This is a genomic window from Ralstonia sp. SA306 (assembly GCF_054792405.1).
On sequence record NZ_CP096452.1, the window covers coordinates 221,543 to 241,845 of the forward strand.

18 protein-coding genes are annotated in these 20,303 nt (G+C 64.4%); 12 read left to right on the top strand and 6 right to left on the bottom strand.

Annotated elements, in window-relative coordinates; genetic code table 11:
- The first annotated feature begins 407 nt into the window (after nt 1–407).
- The 5 genes from M1D44_RS17595 to M1D44_RS17615 all read left to right on the top strand — a co-directional run bounded on the left by M1D44_RS17595 (nt 408) and on the right by M1D44_RS17615 (nt 4,899).
- The gene (locus tag M1D44_RS17595) at nt 408–2,792 is read left to right on the top strand and encodes a HAMP domain-containing protein (RefSeq protein WP_316853525.1); all 2,385 of its coding nucleotides are present in this window, start codon (nt 408–410) and stop codon (nt 2,790–2,792) included.
- Nucleotides 2,792–3,508 (top strand): methyl-accepting chemotaxis protein, encoded by a 717-nt coding sequence (locus M1D44_RS17600; protein ID WP_316853526.1) that lies wholly within the window; start codon nt 2,792–2,794, stop codon nt 3,506–3,508. Before M1D44_RS17595 ends, M1D44_RS17600 begins: the two co-directional genes overlap by 1 nt.
- A gap of 11 nt (nt 3,509–3,519) precedes the next feature.
- Nucleotides 3,520–4,053 (top strand): hypothetical protein, encoded by a 534-nt coding sequence (locus M1D44_RS17605; RefSeq protein WP_316853527.1) that lies wholly within the window; start codon nt 3,520–3,522, stop codon nt 4,051–4,053.
- Nucleotides 4,054–4,082: 29 nt separating this feature from the next.
- Nucleotides 4,083–4,448 carry a response regulator gene (locus M1D44_RS17610; protein WP_112186947.1) on the top strand — a complete coding sequence of 122 codons (366 nt, stop codon included), beginning with the start codon at nt 4,083–4,085 and terminating at the stop codon, nt 4,446–4,448.
- Between the two features lie 118 nt (nt 4,449–4,566).
- Nucleotides 4,567–4,899 carry a hypothetical protein gene (locus M1D44_RS17615; RefSeq protein ID WP_024977499.1) on the top strand — a complete coding sequence of 111 codons (333 nt, stop codon included), beginning with the start codon at nt 4,567–4,569 and terminating at the stop codon, nt 4,897–4,899.
- 12 nt (nt 4,900–4,911) lie between these two features.
- On the opposite strand, the gene M1D44_RS17620 is transcribed toward M1D44_RS17615, so the two are convergent.
- The 3 genes from M1D44_RS17620 to M1D44_RS17630 form a co-directional block, all read right to left on the bottom strand.
- Complete coding sequence (locus M1D44_RS17620; RefSeq protein ID WP_316853528.1) at nt 4,912–5,772, bottom strand: class I SAM-dependent methyltransferase; 861 nt, start codon at nt 5,770–5,772, stop codon at nt 4,912–4,914.
- 40 nt (nt 5,773–5,812) lie between these two features.
- Complete coding sequence (locus M1D44_RS17625) at nt 5,813–6,478, bottom strand: glutathione S-transferase (RefSeq protein WP_316853529.1); 666 nt, start codon at nt 6,476–6,478, stop codon at nt 5,813–5,815.
- A 64-nt stretch (nt 6,479–6,542) separates the two neighbouring features.
- Complete coding sequence (locus M1D44_RS17630; protein WP_024977502.1) at nt 6,543–7,523, bottom strand: GlxA family transcriptional regulator; 981 nt, start codon at nt 7,521–7,523, stop codon at nt 6,543–6,545.
- 89 nt (nt 7,524–7,612) lie between these two features.
- Between M1D44_RS17630 and M1D44_RS17635 the strand changes: the two genes are divergently transcribed.
- From M1D44_RS17635 to M1D44_RS17650, 4 genes are all read left to right on the top strand, one after another.
- Nucleotides 7,613–8,872, top strand: coding sequence for an MFS transporter (locus M1D44_RS17635; RefSeq protein WP_316683589.1), 1,260 nt, complete (start codon nt 7,613–7,615; stop codon nt 8,870–8,872).
- Nucleotides 8,873–8,978: 106 nt separating this feature from the next.
- Nucleotides 8,979–10,385: an alkaline phosphatase family protein gene (locus tag M1D44_RS17640; RefSeq protein ID WP_024977504.1), complete on the top strand. Its 1,407-nt coding sequence runs from the start codon at nt 8,979–8,981 to the stop codon at nt 10,383–10,385.
- Nucleotides 10,386–10,592: 207 nt separating this feature from the next.
- The gene (locus M1D44_RS17645; RefSeq protein WP_439004617.1) at nt 10,593–12,140 is read left to right on the top strand and encodes a methyl-accepting chemotaxis protein; all 1,548 of its coding nucleotides are present in this window, start codon (nt 10,593–10,595) and stop codon (nt 12,138–12,140) included.
- Between the two features lie 191 nt (nt 12,141–12,331).
- A complete protein-coding gene (locus tag M1D44_RS17650) occupies nt 12,332–13,768 on the top strand; it encodes a M20/M25/M40 family metallo-hydrolase (protein ID WP_316853530.1) in 1,437 nt (478 codons plus the stop codon).
- A 323-nt stretch (nt 13,769–14,091) separates the two neighbouring features.
- Here the strand turns inward: M1D44_RS17650 and M1D44_RS17655 are convergent, their stop codons facing one another.
- Both M1D44_RS17655 and M1D44_RS17660 read right to left on the bottom strand, forming a co-directional pair.
- Nucleotides 14,092–14,856 (bottom strand): SDR family NAD(P)-dependent oxidoreductase, encoded by a 765-nt coding sequence (locus M1D44_RS17655; RefSeq protein WP_024977507.1) that lies wholly within the window; start codon nt 14,854–14,856, stop codon nt 14,092–14,094.
- A gap of 115 nt (nt 14,857–14,971) precedes the next feature.
- Nucleotides 14,972–15,565 carry a CGNR zinc finger domain-containing protein gene (locus tag M1D44_RS17660; RefSeq protein WP_316853531.1) on the bottom strand — a complete coding sequence of 198 codons (594 nt, stop codon included), beginning with the start codon at nt 15,563–15,565 and terminating at the stop codon, nt 14,972–14,974.
- 148 nt (nt 15,566–15,713) lie between these two features.
- On the opposite strand from M1D44_RS17660, the gene M1D44_RS17665 reads away from it, so the two are divergent.
- Nucleotides 15,714–16,784, top strand: a complete 1,071-nt coding sequence (locus M1D44_RS17665; RefSeq protein ID WP_316683594.1) for an NAD(P)H-dependent flavin oxidoreductase — start codon at nt 15,714–15,716, stop codon at nt 16,782–16,784.
- A 175-nt stretch (nt 16,785–16,959) separates the two neighbouring features.
- Nucleotides 16,960–17,868, top strand: a complete 909-nt coding sequence (locus tag M1D44_RS17670; RefSeq protein WP_024977510.1) for an alpha/beta fold hydrolase — start codon at nt 16,960–16,962, stop codon at nt 17,866–17,868.
- A gap of 9 nt (nt 17,869–17,877) precedes the next feature.
- On the opposite strand, the gene M1D44_RS17675 is transcribed toward M1D44_RS17670, so the two are convergent.
- On the bottom strand, nt 17,878–18,795 hold the full coding sequence (locus M1D44_RS17675) for a LysR family transcriptional regulator (protein WP_024977511.1): 918 nt from the start codon (nt 18,793–18,795) through the stop codon (nt 17,878–17,880).
- Nucleotides 18,796–18,977: 182 nt separating this feature from the next.
- Between M1D44_RS17675 and M1D44_RS17680 the strand changes: the two genes are divergently transcribed.
- Nucleotides 18,978–20,243, top strand: a complete 1,266-nt coding sequence (locus M1D44_RS17680; RefSeq protein WP_316683595.1) for a serine hydrolase domain-containing protein — start codon at nt 18,978–18,980, stop codon at nt 20,241–20,243.
- Nucleotides 20,244–20,303 lie beyond the last annotated feature (60 nt).

Genomic DNA, 20,303 nt, shown 5'->3' on the forward strand with positions numbered 1-20,303 from the left:
TGGTAGCCACTCGGCAACGGTGGGCGAGATGCCCCATCTGGCCGCGCGCTGAAAAACCGATAAATGCCGTTTTTTTTGCTTTTGGCATCAACAAAAAAATAATTCGCGAGGTAAAAAGAAAATAAAACGGCGCTCAGTTAACGGCGATGAGAAAAATAACTTGAGCGTTTCTGCGCAATTCCCCACTTGAGTGGGGGTGTAAAACGATTTCGCCGGGAATCCAAGTGCAGCAAGGGTAGGCGCCGCAATGCCTGTGCCACGAAAATTCAATGCCGCAATGCCCGGATGGTTGATGCGACAGTCATCGATTGGTCATCTTTCGACTTCAATAATTGCGCCTCCGGAGTTTAGGAAAACATATTGAGGCACCCTTCTTTCAGGGGGTGGCTGAATCGAGAGAATTTCAAATGACCATTCGTCATCGCATTACATTGCTGGTGGTGCTGATGTTTGCCGCGCTGGCGGCCATCGGCGGATACGCGGTCTACCAGACCCGGGGCAGCGCGGCAGAAGTCCGCCAGGTGACGGAGGGCGTGGTGCCAAGCGCGCTGGCATCGGCTGATCTTGTATCGCTCGTCAAGGATGTCCAGCTTGCGACGATGGTGCTGGTGTATGCGCCCGACGGCAACATCGTTGCGCAAGCCCGGGACGACCTGAAGGCCAAGGAAGCGGCGCTGCGCGCTGCGTTGGACGTGCAAGCCAAGCGCGCCAACAGCCACGCGCAGGAAGGCCTGGTTGCACAGGCCAAGGAGAGCGTCGACAGCTACGTCGAGGCCATCCAGCAGACCACCGACATGAAGCTCGCGGGCAAGGACGAGCTGGCACAGGCCTTCTTGTTTGCCAACGTGGCCAGCTACCGCGACGTGCTGGAAAAGATTGTCGAAACGCTGCGCATCGAGAAAAACCGTGAGAAGGACGAGGCCATCGCCGGCCTGAACGGCAAGCTTGCGAACACAGCCACCACCATCGGCGTGGTGAGCGGCGTGGCCATCGTGCTGCTCACCGCCATCGGCATGCTGCTGTATCGCCAGATCACGCGTCCGCTCACGCGAATGCAGGCTGAGATGAGCGAGATCGCCACCAGCCAGGACTTCACGCGCCGTGTGCCGGTGGGCCGCATGGACGAGATCGGCCATTCTGTTGTCGCGTTCAACCAGATGATCGAGAAGATCCAGGAGAACGCCGCGCTGCTCAAGCAGAAGACGGCCGACATCCAGGCGATGCTGCAGAACATGCAGCAGGGCATCCTGACCGTGGTCGATGGCGGCGTGGTGCACGAGGAATACTCGATCTACCTCGAATCGATTTTTGAGACGCAGGAGATCGCCGGCCGCAAGTTGATGGAGCTGATCTTTGCCGATACCAGCCTGGGCGCCGATGCGCTGTCGCAGGTGGAGGCGGCGGTCGATGCCTGCCTTGGGCAGGACATCATCAACTTCGCGTTCAACCAGCATTTGCTGGCGAGCGAGGTGGAAAAGCGCATGCCGGATGGGCGCGTGAAGACGCTCGACCTGACGTGGTCGGCCATTACCGACGAGAGCGACACCATCCTGCGCCTGATGCTGTGCGTGCGCGATGTAACCGAGCTGCGCAAGCTGGCCGCCGAGGCCAGCGAGCAGCGCCGCAACCTGGAGATGATCGGCGAGATCCTGGCGGTGAGCCAGGAGAAGTTCCAGCACTTCATCGACAGCTCCACGACCTTTGTGCACGAGAACGAACGGATCATCCGTCAGTATTCGCAGGCGGACAGCGCGGCCATTGCGGCGCTGTTCCGCAACATGCACACCATCAAGGGCAATGCGCGCACGTACAACCTGCAGCATCTGACCAACGTGGTGCACGAGACCGAGCAGACCTACCACGCGCTGCGCGAACCTGACACCGAACACACATGGGATCAGGACTGGCTGATGGAAGAGCTGACGCGTGTGCGCGAGGCCATCGAAAACTACGCCCGCCTCAATGAGGTGAAGCTCGGCCGCAAGGGCGATGCGGTGTCAGGCCATGCCACGCAAGCCGCTCCCGACGCGATGCTGCGCATTCAAGAAAGCCTGCGCCTGCTGGAATCGGCCAACCCGGGCAGCCTGCACGAACTCGTGGCGATGCGCGATTCGGTCTATCAACTGCTGCGCCTGCTGGGCAGCGAGACGGTGGACGCGCTGTTGTCCGGCGCGTTGCAATCGCTGCCGTCGCTGGCGCAAGAGCTGGGCAAGGAGCCTGTGGCCGTGCGTATCGACGACAACGGCTATCGCGTGCGCACCGAGGCGCGCGGCATCCTGCAGAACGTGTTCATGCACCTGCTTCGCAACTCGATCGACCACGGCATCGAACCGGCGGAAGAGCGTATCGCCCACGGCAAGCCGGCTGCCGGTACGATCGACATCGACGTCGGTGTGGACCAGGGCATGCTCCAGATCACGCTGTGTGACGACGGCCGGGGCCTTGCGCTCGACCGCATCCGCACCATCGCCATGGAGCGCGGCTGGATCGGCGCAGGCCAACACGCGACCGACGAAGACATCGCGCAGTGCATCTTCCGTCCGGGCTTCTCGACCGCCGACAAGGTGACAGAAGTGTCCGGACGCGGCGTCGGCATGGACGCCGTGCTGGAGTTCCTTAAGCGCGAGCATGGCCGCATCGAACTGCGCTTTACCGACGACAACAAGGGTGCTGCGTTTCGCCAGTTCCAGACGGTGGTGTGCCTGCCCGAACGTTTTGCAGTCGACAGCGTGAACGCTGCGCTCGGCGCGCAACCGGCAGTGCGCATGGATCTGGATAAGGAAGCATCGTGATGGGGGCGATTGTTCTGGCCGTAATCACCGGCGGCTCCGTGGCTGGTGTGCTGGTGTGGCTGATCCGGCAACGAAAGGTGAGTGCGATGGCGCGCACCTTGGGCGATGCCGATGGCCGCATCGCTGATCTGTCGGTCGAGCTTGCAAGGCACGCCGCGCTGGTGGAAACGGGCATGCGTGAGGTTGCCGCACTGGAAACCACCGTCGCCCAGATGCGCGATGCCGCTTCCGATCAACTGGAAGTCATCGAGCAACTGCGTACCGAACTGCAGTCGGCCACGGCAGCGAAGGAACAGTGGGCGAGCCGCGCCACGAAGATTGCTGAAGAAGCCGCACGCCTGCGGGGCCTGGCGCTGACGTTCGAGCGCTGGCATGAGCAGATGATCTCGCTCATGGAGCAGAACCACGACATGCACGCGAAGAACCAGGAGCTGCAGTCCATCGTGCGGCATGTCGTGATCGTCTCGCTCAATGCATCCATCGAGGCGGCGCGTGCGGGCACGGCGGGCCGGGGTTTTGCCGTGGTGGCCAGCGAGGTGCGCGCGCTGGCTGCGCGTTCGGAAGAACTGTCGAAGAGCTACCGGAACAGCCTGCACCTGAACGATCTGACCACCACCGCCACGTTCCAGGACATCCAGGCGGGCGGCAAGATGATCACCGCGTCGCTGTCGAGCGTCGAGGCGCTGGCCAGCCAGTTTCAACACCAGCTTCACTAGGCAGGCCCGACGTGATCCGCAGCAACGCACAAGACAGTTTCGATCGCATCTTCCGCAAGGCCGCACGTACGCGGCTCACGCGGCAGCTGGAAGACACCTGCCATATCAGCACCGCGGCCGAAGGTGACACCCTGAGTGGCGAGGACGCCCTCATCCTCACCATCTCGTCCATCGCCTTCCGCCTGCTGCTGGTGTTGCGCTTTGATGACTCCGACGCCACGCGCGCCTACTTCACTGGTGAAGGCACGGGGCGTTCTTTTGAAGAGGCGCGTCTGGAGATCGGTAACCTGTGCTGCGGCGCGCTCAACCAGGAACTGCTGCAGGTGTTTCCCGACCTTGGCATGTCCACGCCCTATGTGGTGAGCGCGCGCTGCCTGCCGTATCTGGACGTGCTCAAGCCAGGCTACGTGGCCGCCTATGCGGTCACCATCAACGACACGGTGCGGGTGGACGCTACCGTGTGCGTGTGTGCCCATGCACCGCTGGATTTCGTGGCCGATGTGAGCGGCGAAGTGGAATCCGGCGGCGAGTTGGAATTGTTTTGATTGGATAGATTGAGAACGAGGAAAGCGTCATGAGCAAGATTCTGGTTGTCGACGATTCGAGCACCGTCCGCGATGAGGTGGCCGGTTTTCTGAAGAAGCACGGTCTGGCGGTGGACACCGCCGTGGACGGCAAGGACGGCCTGGCCAAGATCAAGGCCAACCCCGGCCTCAGACTCGTCATCAGTGACGTGAACATGCCCAACATGGACGGCCTGACTATGGTCGAAAAGGTGCGCGGTGAGCTGGGCAACAAGACGGTCAACGTCATCATGCTCACCACCGAAAGCAGCCCTGCCATGAAAGACCGCGGCAAGGCCGCCGGCGTGAAGGGCTGGATCGTCAAGCCGTTCAAAGGCGATGCAGTGCTGGAGACCTTCAAGAAGTTGGCAAGCTGAAAGACGGGGCGGCACGGCCGGGTGCTTCATGATCAACCCGGCGCTGGAGGGCATGGCGCCCGCGCGATTTTGGAGCCAAACTTGCTTGCCTGAAGCTGGTTTGGCCGAGGGAGCCATCATGCAAGAGCTCGCCTTTCGCACGCTGCTGTACCGCTACTTCTTCTTCGGCTGGCTGTTCAAAGACGCCAGCCGCGGCAACCTGTTCGAGCGCTCGGCCGCGTGGCGTTTCAACCAGGCGCACGCGCACTGGCTGCTGGCCTATATGCGGCGCTGGCTCTGGTGCGGGTTGCTTTTCTACGCCCTGGGCGGCGTGCTGGAACTGGGGCTCAACACGCCGGGCCTGTCGGTGCTGTTCTACGTGCCCAGCGCGTTGAGCGTGCCCGTCAACGTAGTCATTGGGGTGCTGTGGATTGGCCTGAAGGCACTGCCCGGCCCGCTGCGCGAGCGGTAGACGCGTGCGCGGCTAGACCGTGGCCACGAGCAGCTCTTCGGCATTGCGCGGCGGGCGCAGGCCGTCGGCGCGGCCTGCAAAATAGCGGTCCGTCAACATGTCTGCCGAAATGTGCTGGGCATCGCGAAAGCCGTTTTCGCGGGCCAGCGCGAATATTTCGGGCGGCGTGAAGAAGCTGATGAACGGCGTGCCGCTCGCGCGTGCACCTTTCTCCGCCATCTCAAGGCCAGGCCGGACGTCCGGGTCCGCCATCTCCAGCGGCAGCAGGAACGTCATCGCCAGCATCGAGCCCGGCGCAAGCGACGCCACCTGCCGCAGCGTGGCCGCATTCGCTTCTTTCGACAGATACATGCTCACGCCCGTGGACACCACAATGGCCGGCCTGCCCGTATCAAACCCGGCGGCGACCAGCGCATCCTGCCAGGATTCGCGCGCCTCAAAATCCACCGGAACGAAGCGCAGCCAATGCGGAACGCCGAAGCCCAGTTCTTCCAGGCGCTGCCGCTTCCAGGCCTGCGGCCCCGGCTGATCGACCTCAAACACCGTCATGCGCGATGCCACATCGGGCCGGCGCTGCGCAAAGCTGTCCAGCCCCGCCCCGAGAATCACGTACTGGCTCAAACGACGGACTGCCTGCTCGATGACGAGGTCTTCGATAAAGCGCGCACGCGCCACAATGGACGCGCGAAACGGACGCGTGAACTGCGGGTCCATGTCACCGCGTTGTTGCCAGCCGGGTTCTGGGTCCAGCAACTTCAAGCCCACCTCGTCTTCCAGCACGTGCGGCGGTGCATCGCTGTGCACATGCAAGGCGCGCCACAATGCGACGCGCGCTGCGGTGCTGTCGGGGGATGCAGTCTGTGGTTCGTTCATTGCACACACGCCTCCATCGATGGATCAGTCGATCAGGTGATCAATTCGGATGCTGATACTCGGGAAACACAGCAACGGCCTGCACGGGCTGCTTCGTCATGCAGACCTCGAACAGGCGGCTGCCGAGCCACTCGGCCAGCCAGGCCCGCACTGCCGGCAAAGGCTGACCGGCAAACCAGTCCGGCTCTACCGCAGCAAACTGCCGCACGAACGGGAAGATCGCCAGATCCGTTGCGCACGGTGTCGAGCCGCCAAGATAGCGTTGATCCAGCAAGCGTGATTCCAGCGGTATCAGCAGGGCTTCTGTTGCCCGAGCACGGGCCGTCTCGCGGGGCGTGGTCTCGTGCGGATAGCGGTCGGGGTACTTGTAGCGATCGAGCTGGCGTTTGAACTCGCCGTCGTTGGTACGCAGCAGGGCGAGGTTGTCATCGGATTGCGCGCGGCTCCACCAGCCATCGGCGTCGCGTGCGTTGAAGGCCCAGCGCATGATGTCGAGGCTCTCTTCCAGCACGCTGCCGTCTGTCAAATGCAAGACAGGAACAGTGCCCTTGGGAGACAGCGCCAGCAGTTCGGCAGGCTTGTCGCGCATGACGATCTCAAACGTCCGGAAGCGCCGATTGGCCTGCAGCATCGCCAGGCGCGCACGCATGGCGTAGGGGCAGCGGCGATAGCTGTAGAGCAGGGGCAAGTCTTGATGGTCGGACATCGGTGCGAATGCGAGGTGACGGATTTCAAGCGCGTCAGGGTAGCGGATGCATGGGCGCGGCGTGCTAGGCCACCAGGCGTGTGTGGCCCGATCGTCCCGATCGTCCAGACCGCCCCGAGCGCCGCACCGATTGCGGCGGCTGCCCGAACACGCGGATGAACGCGCGCCGCATGCGTTCCGGATCGGCAAAGCCCACGGCGCGCGCGACCTGTTCCAGCGATTCGTCACCGGCTTCCACGCGCGGCCGGGCGATCTCTGCACGGAGCTTTTCGATGGCCTTGGCCGGCGTCTGGCCGGTCTCTGCCACAAAGGCGCGGTCGAACTGCCGGCGGCTCAGGTGGGCGACTTCGGCCAGGCGGTCGACGTCCAGCGCTTCATGCAGGTGTTCGCGCGCATAGCCCAGCGCACGTGCAATGCGGCTCGATGCCGGGTCCAGCTCCAGCAAGGTCGAGAACTGCGATTGCCCGCCGGGCCGCCGGTGGTAGACCACCAGCTCGCGGGCCACGGCGCGCGATACGTCGACCCCCAGGTCTTCCTCAATGAGCGCCAGCGCCAGGTCGATGCCCGACGAGATGCCGGCCGACGTCCAGACCGGCCCGTCGTGAATGAAGATGTGATCGCTCTGCACCTGCACGCGCGGATAGCGCCGCTGCAGCAGCGCTGCCATGCGCCAGTGTGTGGTTGCGCGCCGGCCATCGAGCAGGCCCGCCGCCGCCAGCGCAAAGGCGCCGGAACACACGCTTGTCATGCGTCGCGAATGCTCGGCCGCTTCCCGCACGAAGGCGATCAGCCGCGGCGAGAACGCGTCTTCGCGCGGGCCGTTGCCGCCCGAGATGATCAACGTATCGAAGACCGGATCGTCCAGGCCCTGCGTCTGCATGACGAGGCCGGGCGCGCTCTGCACCAGCGTGCCGCTTTCGGACAGCACGTCGATGCGATATGCCGGCTGCGGCGCGAGTCGATTCGCCACGTCAAAGGCCGTCAGCGGGCCGGTGAAATCGAGCAGGCTGCAGCCCGGAAACACCAAAAAGCCGATTCTGCGCATGATGTCTTGAAATGAGGGATTAACGTCATTTAGGCCTGATGTTGCTCCGCCAGACTGCTGCTGTCAAACGCATTTCTGGAGAAACGATCATGACAACCGCGATGTGCTTACCGGCCACTTCGACGCCCATGTCGCGCCATCACCGCTGGAAGGTGCTGGGTGTGGGCGTGGCGGCCAATGCGAGCTTTTCGGCAGCGTTCTCAGGCATCCCGACGACTGCCGTGTTCATCCGCTCGGCGTATCACCTGGGCAATGCGGAGCTGGGCGTGGCACTGGGCGCGTTGGGACTGGGCATCGCCATCAGCGAGTTGCCGTGGGGCTTGCTGACCGACCGCTGGGGCGACCGCACGGTGCTGCTGACGGGGCTTGGGTTGACCGCGCTGGCGCTGTTCGTGATGGCATGTTGCGTGGCGCCGCTGCATGGCCACGTGCCGCCGCTGGCGTGGCTGGTGGGCGGCATGCTGAGTGTGGGCCTCTTGGGTGGCAGCGTGAACGGATCAAGCGGGCGCGCCGTCATGGGCTGGTTTCGCGAAGGCGAGCGGGGGCTGGCCATGAGCATCCGCCAGACCGCCGTTCCGCTGGGCGGCGGCATTGGCGCCCTGGTGCTGCCGAGCCTGGCCGCGCACGCCGGGTTTGCCGCCGTGTATGGGGTACTGGCGGCGGCGTGTGCGTTGACTGCGGCGCTGACGTGGTTGTGGGTGCATGACGCACCGGACACGGTGAATGCGGTTGCACACACAGCGGCGCCTGGCGGTACGGGCCCGCTGCGCGATCCGACGCTGTTGCGCATGGCCTTGGCCATTGGGCTGCTGTGCGTGCCGCAAGGGGCGGTGGTCGCCTTCGCCACGGTGTTCCTGCGCGACTTTGCGCACGCCAATGTGCTCACGCTCAGCCTGACCATGGCAGCAGTGCAGGGCGGGGCGGCCGTCATGCGCGTTTGGAGCGGGCGCTGGACCGACCGTCACGGCAATCGCCGCGCCTATCTGCTTACCTGCGCGCGGTTGAGCGCCGGGCTGTTTGTCGTGCTGGCCGGCGTGGCGTGGATGACGTCGGCACTGTCGATCGATCTGTCGGTCATGCGCGTTGCGCTGGTAGCGGCCGTGGTGGCGGGCGGCATCTGCGTATCGGCGTGGCATGGCGTGGGCTATACCGAACTGGCCACCTTGGCCGGTGCGCAGCGTGCTGGCACGGCGCTGGGTCTGGGCAACACGGGCGCGTTTGCGGCGCTCGGGATCACATCGCTGTGCCTGCCGCAACTGCTGGCGTGGTCGTCGTGGCCCGTGGTGTGGCTGGTGACAGCGGGGAGCGCGCTGATTGCTTGGCGTGTGCTGCCGGCGGACCGTCAGTAGGCGCGCGCCACGCCAATCCCCTTCGTTTCTTCCTATAGTGACCCGCAGGGCGCCGCCCCGCGCGGGCCTGCAGAACGAAGCAACGCAACGAAACGAGGGGGCCGCCATGGCAGGCTTGGATGCAATCGAGCACGTGGTCGTGCTGATGTTGGAGAACCGGTCGTTCGACAACCTGTTCGGCACGCTGTATTCAAAGAGCGCGGAGTTCGACGGCCTGTCGGGCGAAGAGACGAACCCCGACGGCGGCGGCCAGCCCATCCGCGTATGGACATCGCCCGCGCCGCCCAACGTGATGACGCTGCCCAACCCCGACCCGGGCGAGCTGTTCACCGACATCAACCAGCAGCTCTTCGGTCAGCAGATGCCGCTGGGCCAGACGCCCACCATGCAGGGTTTCACCACCAACTACGCCAAGAACGGTGGCGACCCGCGCGACATCATGCATTTCTTCACGTCGGACCAGGTGCCCGCACTCAGCACGCTGGCGCGCAACTATGCCGTGTGCGATGCGTGGTTTGCCTCGGCGCCGTGCCAGACGTGGCCCAATCGGTTCTTTGTGCACACCGGTACCGCGCACGGTTATCCGAACAATTCGCCGGTGCACTTTCCGTATCTCATGCCGACGCTGTTCAATGTGCTCGACGGCGCGGTGCCCGACGATTGGGCCGTCTATTACCACGACTTCGCGCAGTCGCTCACGCTGACGCGGCTGTGGCTGCATCTGGACCACTTTCACCTGTTCGACGATTTTCTCGACGATGCGTCCAGCGGCAAGCTGCCCTCATACAGCTTTATCGAGCCCCGCTACTTTGCCGATCTCGACTGGCCCAACGATATGCATCCGCCGCACGACGTCGGCTACGGCGATGCGCTCGTCGCGCAGGTGTACAACGCGCTGCGCAGCTCGCCGCAGTGGCATCAGACCATGCTCGTCATCACCTTCGACGAGCACGGTGGCTGTTTCGACCACGTGCCTCCGCCCGCCGTGGTGCCGCCCAGCCCGCCGCAACCGGGGCAGCTCTTCGCGTTCGACCGGCTGGGCGTGCGCGTGCCGGCGGTGGTGGTGTCGCCGTGGATTCCCAAAGGCACGATCTTCCGCTCGACGGTGGCGCAGCCGTACGACCACACCGCCATCATCAAGACACTGCGCGTGCGGTACAACATCCGGACGCCGCTCACCGCCCGCGATGCCAGCGCGCCCAACCTGGGGCAGGTGCTGGAGTTGAGCGCGCCCGATGACAACCGCGAGCCCGTCGTCGCGCGTGCCATGGCTGCGAATCCGGCGGGCTTGCAGGCCGCCCGCAACGCGCCGCTCAATGACTTCCAATGGGCCATGCACGAATCGGCGGCGATGCTGGCGCCGCTGGGCACCGGCATCAGCATCGATGACCACGTGCGCAACTTGTCGACCGATCAACAGCCGCCCGTCCCCGCTGCGCAGAATGCCCAGCAGGCGGCACAGCACATCAAGGATGTGCTCGCGTCGATGGACATGCCGCACGCGGGGCAATGATCGTGAAAGCAGCGCGAATGTTTCACCCGTTGAACGCGCGTACGTGCAGTGTGCGAAGTGCGTTCAGCAGTGCGCTGTATGCGCCGTATATTCAGTACAAACCCGGACATATTGATTAAAGAACGCTGAGTATCTGTCGTTAATTTGGCTAAAGTCGGCGCCCCGTCTGGGCTCGCGACGTTTTGTTCTTAGCAATCCACGGCAGATATGAAGACGCTCTCCATCAAGGCCCGGCTGGCGCTGGTCCTGTTTGTTTTGGCTGTATTCCTGGCGGGCGTCGGCGCGCTCGGGTTGTACGGCAACATGCGCTCCAACAACGCGCTGAAGGAAACCTATTCGAATCAGCTCGCATCCACACGTGCGCTGGGTCAGGCCATTTCTCGGCTGGTGCAAGTCCGTACGGCGCTGGATCGTGCCGTCTATGAAACGGATGACGCGAAGATCGCCGACTTGGTGAAGGCCGCCCGCGAACAGGTCAAGGCAAGCGACGACGGTTGGAATGCCTACAGCGCCCTGCCGTTTGCGACGCCCGAGGAAGAGCAGACCGCCGGCGAGGCCAAGCGCCTGCGCGATGCGTTCTTCAACGACGGCCTGAAGCCGGCTCTGGCGGCGTTCGACCGCCACGATTACGCTGCCGCGCGCCCGCTGGTGCTCGACAAGCTGTACGAACTGTTCGTCCCGTACGCCATCAAGGCCGATCGACTGAGCGCCATTCAAGCTGAGGTGGCCGCTTCGTCCTACGGTAAGGCGCAGTCGTTCTTCGACGGCCTGGTGTGGGCATTCATCATCGTGATTGCCGTGGGTGTGGCGCTGGCGGCTGCGTGCTACCTCGTGCTCTCGCATGCCATCTCGCGCCCGCTTGAAGAGATGCTGGTGCACTTCCATGAGATCTCGGGCGGCAACCTGACCACCAACGTACGCATCCACTCGCGTGACGAGATGGGCCTGCTGATGGAAGGCCTGCAACAGATGCAAGCCAAGCTGAAGGAGACCGTGGTGACGGTGCGTCGCGGCAGCGAGTCGATCGCCTCGGCCACGCAGCAGATCGCAGCGGGCAACACCAATCTGTCGCAGCGCACGGAAGAGCAGGCCAGCTCGCTGGAAGAAACCGCATCGAGCATGGAAGAGCTCACGAGCATCGTGAAGCAGAACGCCGACAACGCGCGTCAGGCGAGCACGCTGGCGGTCAGCGCCTCCGAGATTGCCGTGGAGGGCGGTGCCGTCGTGCAGGATGTGGTAACCACCATGGGCGAGATCAGCGAATCGTCGCGCAAGATCACCGACATCATCGCCGTGATCGAAGGCATTGCGTTCCAGACCAACATCCTGGCGCTCAACGCTGCGGTGGAAGCCGCGCGTGCAGGCGAACAGGGCCGCGGCTTTGCCGTGGTGGCCGGTGAAGTGCGCACGCTGGCGCAGCGCAGTGCGGGTGCCGCGAAGGAGATCAAATCGCTGATCGAAGACTCCGCCACGCGTGTGGAGTCGGGCTCGACACTGGTGGCGCGTGCAGGCAAGACGATGGAAGAGATCGTCGTGGCCGTGAAGCGCGTGACCGACATCATGGGCGAGATCAGCGCGGGCTCGGCTGAGCAAAGCACCGGCATCGAGCAGATCAATGAGGCGGTCACGCAGATGGACGACGTGACGCAGCAGAACGCGGCGCTGGTCGAGCAGGCCGCAGCCGCTGCACAGGCACTGGAGGAACAAGCGGACGAGCTGCGCCGCGCTGTGGCGGTGTTCCGCGTGGCGATGTAACGCACGATTCCTGATGGGTTGCCCTGGCAGCGAAATGGCTGCCGCGGCGCTACACTGCGGGGTCGGCCTTCGGGTCGGCCCCGCTTTGTTTTATGCGGTGCACTCAGAAGCCGCTCATGGTCCTGCCACGCCCCCCGAGCCGCTCGCTACGCGCCATGAGCCGGTTCACATAACGATTATCCGGAGGTGTCATGCGTTTCCAGTGTCGTCGTGTTCCCGTTCGCGCCTTGGTGTCTGCAGCTGTGTTGGCATGCAGCGCTGGCGCGTTCGCTCAGACCATCCCCGCCAGCAAGCCCGCGCCCACCACGCTCACGCCCGAGCAGCAGCGCTATCACGACATCTACAAAGAGCTGGTCGAGATCAACACGACGCATTCGGCCGGTGACACAACCAACGCTGCGCATGCGATGGAAAAGCGCCTGCGCGACGCGGGGTTTGCCGCTGCCGACATACAGGTGCTTGAGCCGTTCCCGAAGAAGGGCAGCCTGGTGCTGCGCTTCAAGGGCAGCGGCGCCAAGAAGCCGATGCTGCTGCTTGCCCACATTGACGTGGTGGAAGCCAAGCGCGAAGACTGGAAGACCGACCCCTTCAAGCTGCAGGAGACTGACGGCTATTTCACCGCGCGTGGCGCGATTGACGACAAGGCGATGGCCTCGGCCTTCGTGTCGGTGCTGGGGCAGCTTAAACAGGAAGGCTTCAAGCCATCGCGCGACATCATCCTGGCGTTGACCACCGATGAGGAGCGCGGCGATGTGCCGACCAACGGCGCGTACTGGATCGTCAACAACAAGCCCGAGCTGGTGAAGGCCGAGTTCGGCATCAACGAAGGCGGTGGTGGCGAGTTGCGCAATGGCAAGCCGGTGCTCCATCGCATTCAGGTGGCCGAGAAGATGTACACGACGTACGAGCTTGAAGTGCGTGACGTGGGCGGCCACAGCTCGGTGCCGACGAAGACGAACCCGATCTATGCGTTGTCAGCCGCGCTGGATCGGTTGGGGGCGTATCAGTTTCCGCTCAAGCTGGCCGACGTGACGCAGACCTACTTCGCACGCAGCGCGCCGCTGGCCACGGGGCAACTGGCGGACGACATGCGTTCGGTCGGCACCGGCAGGCCGGACCAGGCTGCGATCGATCGGCTCTCGGCCATTCCGTTCTACAACGCGCAGTTGCGCACCACCTGCGTGGCCACGATGGTCAATGCCGGCCATGCAGAGAATGCGCTGCCGCAATCGGCCAAGGCCACCGTCAATTGCCGCATCCTGCCGCACGATGATCCGGCCGATATTGATCGTCAGTTGAAGCAGGTGATCGGCAACGAGAAGATCAGCGTGCGCTACGTCAACAAGCCGCTTGCGAGCCCCGCGTCGCCGCTCAATGGCGACCTGGTGAAGACGGTGGAGGCGCTGACGCAGCAGATGTGGAATGTGCCGGTGATTCCGGCGATGAGCACGGGCGCGACCGACAGCCGGTTCATGCGCAATGCGGGCATTCCGATGTATGGCGTGTCGGGGCTGTTTACCGAGCCGGCGGACCTGCGCACGCATGGTCTGGATGAGCGTATCGAGATTGCGCGCTTGTATGACGGGCGGGAGTTTCTTTATCGGCTTGTGAGGCAGTTGGCTGAGTGAGTTGTTGGGCGCTGCGCTTGCTTTTTTTGCGGGCGCGGCTGGTTGGTGCTGGTTTGTGTTGGGTTTCGTCCCCTGCCGGGGCCGACCTACTTTCTTTGTCTTGCCAAAGAAAGGTAGGCAAAGAAAGGCGCGCCCGAGATGGCGACCCACTCCTTGAATTTCTGTCGCAGAGAGGGAGAGGAGGCAAACTCGCTGCGCTCAGACAGCCTCCTCTCTTTTTCCTCCCTGCAACAGAAATTCAAGGCGCCATCCAGGGCAGGGTACGGCCACACCCTCTGCGTGCGGGAGTTGGCGGCACGGCGCGCGTTTTGGGTGGTTACTTCTCAGATGAATCCGCCGTCGGTCATCAAGGTGCGGCCGGTGATCCAGCGGGCGTCGTCGGAGGCCAGGAAGGCGATGGCGTCGGCGATGTCGTCCGGCTCCGCCAGACGGCCCATCGGTGTCGATTCGCGCATGCGCGCTTTGACTTCATCGGGAATCGGGGCGGTCATGTCGGTGCGCGTGAGCGCGGGTGCCACGGCGTTGACGGTGATGTTGCGCGAGCCCAGTTCCACCGCAAACGCGTGGGTGAGGGCGCTGACGGCGGCCTTGCTTGCCGCATACACCGCAAGCCCCGATCGGGGCCGGTACACCAGGCTCGACGACACGTTCACGATATGCCCGCCGCGTGCCGGCACATGCGGCAGCACCGCCTGCGTCACGAGAATCGTCGAGAAGGCATTGGTGCGGAACTGCGCGTCGAATGATGCGAGATCGATGCTGCCGACCAACTGGCTTTCCAGGATGCCGGCGTTGTTGACGAGGATGTCGATGGCGCCGAAGGCCTCGCGCACGGTGCTCACCATTGCGTCGACGGACAGGGCATCGCTCACGTCGGCTTGTACGGCAATGGCTTGTGCGCCGGTGCCGCGGATGGCGTTGACCACGGCGTCGGCTTCCGCAGCGTTGCTGCGATAGACCACGGCCACGCGTGCGCCGTCGGCCGCCAGTCGATGCGCCACGGCGGCGCCAATGCCGCGAGAGCCTCCGGTGACGATAGCCGTGCGACCTGCGAGGCGTTGTGCGGGTGTGGATTGAGTTTGAGACATGCTGTTCTCCTGAGGCGCTGAATGTTTCGGGAGAACAGATTACGAACCGGCGGGCTGATGCGCAGCCCGTTTGGCCGCGACGCGGCGTTCCAGCATTGGAACGAGCGAAGTGCGATCAGCCTTGCTGCCGCTTGCGGTATTCGGCCACTTTGTGGCGGTTGCCGCAGACCGCCATGCTGCACCAGCGGCGCTTGTGCGACTTTGTACGGTCGTAAAACCACAGCGTGCATTCGGGGTGTTCGCATACGCGCACGAGCTGGAAATCGCCCTCGGCTAGCAGGTGCGCGGCGGCTTCGGCCAGCGGCGCCAGGCATTGTTCGACTGAATCGGTCGGGCGCACGCGTTCGACACGCGGGGTGCCGCTTTCCCATACCAGCACTGGATGGCTCGGCGCCTGCCGCAGGAACACGTTGAGCGCATCGGCGCTGGCTGCACGGCCCGCCTTGCGTGCTTCCACCAATGTGCGAATCACCTCGCGCAGGTGCCGCGCCACAGCCAGCAGCACGCCAGGAGGGTAGCGGCCTGCCACCGGCTCAACGAGCCAGCCCGCGCGCACCAGCCAATCGGAGACATCGGCGTCGTTCTGCCAGAAATCGTGCGGGTGGCCGTTGATGTTGGCCACGGTGTTGAGCATGTCCAGGACCGGATCGTCGGCGATCAGCAGGGGCTTATCGGCGGCGGGGGCGGGGGCGGCGGCAGGTGAGGACATGCTGGTCTGCAAGCAAACGGACGGTGGAATTGTAACCAATTTAACGTGATATTCCAGTTACTTGTTGCATGCACGTTTCAACGGCCCAATCCGGTGAAAAGCCCGCCGCATTACCATGTGTCGTCCACGTTTCTTGCCGGAGATGATCATGAGCGCATGGCCCGATGCACGCGTGCTGGAGTTGTTCAATATCGAAGTGCCCATCGTGCTGGGGCCGATGGCGGGTGTGGCCGGCGTGGAGTTGGCGATTGCCGTGGCACGTGGCGGCGGCCTTGGTTCGCTGCCTTGCGCGATGCTCAGCGTCGAGCAGATCCGCCAGCAGGTCGAGCAGTTTCGGGCGGCCGTGCGCGGCCCCGTCAACCTGAATTTCTTCTGCCACACGCCGCCCCAGCCGGACCCCGAGCGCGATGCCAGATGGCGTGCCCATCTGGCGCCCTACTACGCCGAGTTCGGTATCGACTTGAACGCGCAAGCGCCGGCCGTGAACCGCGCGCCGTTCGACGAAGCCACCTGCGCGCTGGTGGAGGAACTGAAGCCGGAGGTGGTGAGCTTCCATTTCGGCCTGCCCTCGACGGCGTTGCAGGCCCGCGTGAAGGCCGCGGGGGCGAAGGTCATCGCCGCCGCCACCACCGTGGAAGAGGCGCGCTGGCTGGAAGCGCGCGGCGTAGACGCCATCATCGCGATGGGCAACGAGGCGGGCGGCCATCGCGGCATGTTCCTCGCCAAGACGATCGAATCGCAGGTCGGCACGTTCGCGCTGGTGCCGCAGGTGGCGGATGCGGTGAAGGTGCCCATCATCGCAGCGGGTGGCATCGGCGATGCGCGCGGTGTGGTGGCGGCGTTGGCGCTGGGGGCATCGGCAGTGCAGATCGGTACCGCCTATATGTTGTCGCCGGAGGCCAAGACTTCGGCCATTCATCGCGCGGCGCTCAAGCAGGCAACGGATGCCGACACCGCCCTCACCAACCTGTTCACCGGACGGCCGGCGCGCGGCATCGTCAACCGGCTGATGCGTGAGATCGGCCCGATGAGCACGTTTGCCCCGGCCTTCCCCACGGCCGGCGGTGCATTGGCGCCGTTGCGCGCCAAGACGGAGCCCACCGGCTCGGGCGATTTCATCAACCTGTGGTCGGGCCAGGCCGGCCGGCTGGCCACGGAAGACTCGGCAGAAGCCATCACGCGGCGCATTGCCGCCCAGGCGCTCGAACGGCTCACCTGAGTTTTTCTGTTGCATCGTCTCCCGCGCGGGCACGCCAGACGGCGTGCCCGTTTTATTTCGCATCACAAATCGGTATGCGAGCGATGGGAAAATTTCATGTAACTTGTGAAATGTAATTTCAAAGGTTACGATGGTTTCGCTGCTGTTTCCCCGAAACCCATCCCGGAGCCTTGCCATGAACGCCCCTGCCCGAACCGCTGATCTGGTTGTCGATGCGTATGCCCCAAGCGCCGTGCGCCACCGCACGGTGGATGTCGAGGGTGTGCGCGTGTTCTATCGGGAGGCCGGCCCCGCCGATGCGCCGACCGTGCTGTTGCTGCACGGTTTTCCCAGCGCGTCGCATATGTTCCGCAACCTCATCCCCCAGTTGGCGGAGCGCTATCACGTGGTGGCGCCGGATTTTCCCGGCTTTGGCCTGACGCAGGTGCCGAGCGGCTTCCGCTACACGTTCGACAACCTGGCGCGCGTGGTAGACGGCTTTACGCAGGCGATCGGTTTGTCGCGTTACGCAATCTACGTGTTCGACTACGGCGCGCCGGTCGGTTGGCGCCTGGCGACGGCGCATCCGGAGCGCATCAGCGCCATCGTCACGCAAAACGGCAACGGCTATGAGGAAGGCCTGGGCGAGGGGCCGTGGGCGCCAGTCAAGGCCTATTGGGACAACCCGGACGAAGCGCATCGCCGTGAGTTGCATGCGATCGTTTCGGATGAGATGACCCAGTGGCAATACCTGAATGGCGTGCCAGACCCGACGCGCGTGGCACCGGATGGCTACCTGCTCGACCAGTATTTTCTGAGCCGCCCGGGCCAGCTCGACATCCAGATGGATCTGTTCCTGGATTACGCGAGCAACGTGGCGCTGTATCCGACACTGCACGCGTACTTTCGCGCGCATCGCCCACCGCTGCTGGCGGTGTGGGGGCGCAATGACACCATCTTCATTCCGCCCGGCGCGGAGGCCTTCAAGCGCGACCTGCCGGAGGCGGAGATCCACTTTGTCGATAGCGGCCACTTTGCGCTGGAGACGCACCATGCGGAAATTGGTGCGCGCATGCTCGACTTTCTTGGTCGCGTGGTGAAGTAACGCGCGGGTTCACGTCATCGGTTGCATGGTGGCTTCCGCGGCAAAGCGCTCGCGCAGGAACGCCACCAGCGCCTTCACCGAAGGCGGCACGCCTGCACGCGATGGATAGAGTGCGTGCAGGTCGGCCGGCTCGGGTGTCCACCCCGGCAGCACCGTGCGCAGGTGGCCACTGTTAAGCGCCGCATGGCAGCAATGCTGCGGCAGGATGGCCAGGCCAAGCCCCGCTATGGCGGCTTCGCGCAGGGCGATGATGTTGTCGCTGGCAAAGCGCGGGCGAATCGGCAGCGCGAGCCGATGGCCGCGCGCATCCTGCAATATCCAATCGCGGCTGCGGGCGAGCGAGCCTTGCCCCAGGCAAGGGAAATCTTCCAGCGCGGCGGGCGTGTCGGGCTCACCCACACGGGCAATCAACGCGGGGCTGGCCACCAGCACGCGCGGCGAGACCACCAGATGCCGCGCCACCACATCGCGTGAGGGCAGCGGCCCCGTGGCTGCGCGGATCGCCACGTCAATGCGCTGCTCGATCAGGTCGACGTAGGTGTTGGACAAGTCCAGCTCGATGCGCAGCTTCGGATGCGCATCGGCAAATTCGGCCAGCCAGCCGGCCACCAGCGTTTCCGCCAGCAGAGGCGACGTGCCGACGCGCAGCACGCCGGCCGGTTCGCTGCGTGCTGCGCCGGCCAGCGCTTCAATGGCCGCTGACGCATCGGCCATGTCGCGCGCGTGCCGATACACCGCTTCGCCCACCGGCGTGACCGATACGCGATGGCTTGAACGCTGCAGCAGCCGCGTGCCGAGCTGCACCTCCAACTCGGCAATGCGCCGGCTCAGACGTGACTTGGGGATGCCCGTGGCGCGCTCGGCAGCGGAAAAACCGCCGGCTTCCACGACGCGCGTGAAGAGGTACAGGTCGTCGAATCGCTTCATGGTGGTACAGGGTTGCGGTCGAATCGCATTGAAGCATAGGCGCTGCCCGGACGTTGTCGCGGGCAATGGATCAGCGCTGTACAGTGTCGCTGGGCGGGGCTGCGCGTGTCGGAATACCGCGCAGACCGGATCGGAGTCTGGCAAGCCTGCGCCCGGCGCGGGCATCAATGCAAGGAGAAGGCATGGACAGGCAAGGCACGCAAACGCAGGGGATGTCCCGCGATCGGCTCGCACGGGTCGAGCGCTTCATCGATGACGCTTACATTGCGACGGGCAAGCTGCCCGGCGCGCTCGTGCAGGTATGGCGGCGCGGCGAACTGGCCTTGAACTCCGTGCTGGGCCTGGCCGACCGCGAGCGCCAGGTGCCGCTGGCCGAAGACTCGATTTTCCGCATCTACTCGATGACCAAGCCCATCACGTCGGTGGCGTTCATGATGCTGGTGGAGGAATGCAAGGTCGCGCTGGACGATCCGGTCAGCAAGTTCATCCCCGCGTGGGCGAACCTGGGCGTGCACGCCGGCGGCTTCATGGAGGGCTTCCAGTCTCGCCCGGTCAAACGCCCCATGCGCATGGTCGACCTGCTGCGCCACACCTCCGGCCTGACCTATGGCTTCCACCAGAACACGAATATCGACGCGGCGTACCGCCGGCTGAAGCTGGGCGACATCGCCACCGATGGCACGCTCGACGAGATGATCGAAAAGCTGGCCGGCGTGCCGCTGGAGTTCTCTCCGGGCGACGCGTGGAACTACTCCGTCTCCACCGATGTGCTCGGCTACCTGGTCGGCAAGATCAGCGGCATCCCGTTCGAGACGTTCCTGAAGGAGCGGATTTTCGACCCGCTCGGCATGGTCGATACGGCCTTTCATGTGCCGGAAGAGAAGGCGTCGCGCTTCTGCGCGTGCTATGCCGTGGGGGCGATGGGGTCGAAGACGGTGTCCGATCGTGGGCCGGTCTTGCAGGACGATCCGCGCGCCAGCCCGTACCTGAAGCCGCCCAGCTTCATTTCCGGTGGTGGTGGTTTGGTTTCCACCGCAGCGGACTACCTGCGCTTCTCACGCATGCTGCTGCAGGGCGGCGAGTTGGATGGCGTGCGCCTGCTGGGGCCGAAAACGCTGGCGTTGATGACGGCCAACCATCTGCCGGGCGGGCGCGACATGTCGAGCCTATCGTCGCCTTCGATGTTCAGCGAGGCAGCCTATGACGGCGTGGGGTTCGGGCTGGGCTTTGCAACCACGATCTCCCAGGCGGCCACGTTGATTCCCGGCAGCACGGGCGATTTCTTCTGGGGCGGCGCGGCCGGCACCTTCTTCTGGGTGGACCCGCAGGAGGATCTGATCGGCCTGTTCCTGACGCAGGTCCTGCCGTCGTCTGCTTACCCCGTGCGTCGGCAATTGCGCACGCTTGTCTATAGCGCGATCACGGATGTAGGTGGCGCGGCGCGTTGAGCGCGCGTTGACCATCAAGGCGGCGGAGCATTCCGCGCCGCCGCCTGATCATCACGTCGA

Coding starts and splice junctions, on each gene's coding strand:
- M1D44_RS17595 (WP_316853525.1), top strand. CDS start 408: ATGACCATTCGTCATCGCATTACATTGCTGGTGGTGCTGATGTTTGCC.
- M1D44_RS17600 (WP_316853526.1), top strand. CDS start 2,792: ATGGGGGCGATTGTTCTGGCCGTAATCACCGGCGGCTCCGTGGCTGGT.
- M1D44_RS17610 (WP_112186947.1), top strand. CDS start 4,083: ATGAGCAAGATTCTGGTTGTCGACGATTCGAGCACCGTCCGCGATGAG.
- M1D44_RS17615 (WP_024977499.1), top strand. CDS start 4,567: ATGCAAGAGCTCGCCTTTCGCACGCTGCTGTACCGCTACTTCTTCTTC.
- M1D44_RS17620 (WP_316853528.1), bottom strand. CDS start 5,772: ATGAACGAACCACAGACTGCATCCCCCGACAGCACCGCAGCGCGCGTC.
- M1D44_RS17625 (WP_316853529.1), bottom strand. CDS start 6,478: ATGTCCGACCATCAAGACTTGCCCCTGCTCTACAGCTATCGCCGCTGC.
- M1D44_RS17630 (WP_024977502.1), bottom strand. CDS start 7,523: ATGCGCAGAATCGGCTTTTTGGTGTTTCCGGGCTGCAGCCTGCTCGAT.
- M1D44_RS17635 (WP_316683589.1), top strand. CDS start 7,613: ATGACAACCGCGATGTGCTTACCGGCCACTTCGACGCCCATGTCGCGC.
- M1D44_RS17640 (WP_024977504.1), top strand. CDS start 8,979: ATGGCAGGCTTGGATGCAATCGAGCACGTGGTCGTGCTGATGTTGGAG.
- M1D44_RS17645 (WP_439004617.1), top strand. CDS start 10,593: ATGAAGACGCTCTCCATCAAGGCCCGGCTGGCGCTGGTCCTGTTTGTT.
- M1D44_RS17650 (WP_316853530.1), top strand. CDS start 12,332: ATGCGTTTCCAGTGTCGTCGTGTTCCCGTTCGCGCCTTGGTGTCTGCA.
- M1D44_RS17655 (WP_024977507.1), bottom strand. CDS start 14,856: ATGTCTCAAACTCAATCCACACCCGCACAACGCCTCGCAGGTCGCACG.
- M1D44_RS17660 (WP_316853531.1), bottom strand. CDS start 15,565: ATGTCCTCACCTGCCGCCGCCCCCGCCCCCGCCGCCGATAAGCCCCTG.
- M1D44_RS17665 (WP_316683594.1), top strand. CDS start 15,714: ATGAGCGCATGGCCCGATGCACGCGTGCTGGAGTTGTTCAATATCGAA.
- M1D44_RS17670 (WP_024977510.1), top strand. CDS start 16,960: ATGAACGCCCCTGCCCGAACCGCTGATCTGGTTGTCGATGCGTATGCC.
- M1D44_RS17675 (WP_024977511.1), bottom strand. CDS start 18,795: ATGAAGCGATTCGACGACCTGTACCTCTTCACGCGCGTCGTGGAAGCC.
- M1D44_RS17680 (WP_316683595.1), top strand. CDS start 18,978: ATGGACAGGCAAGGCACGCAAACGCAGGGGATGTCCCGCGATCGGCTC.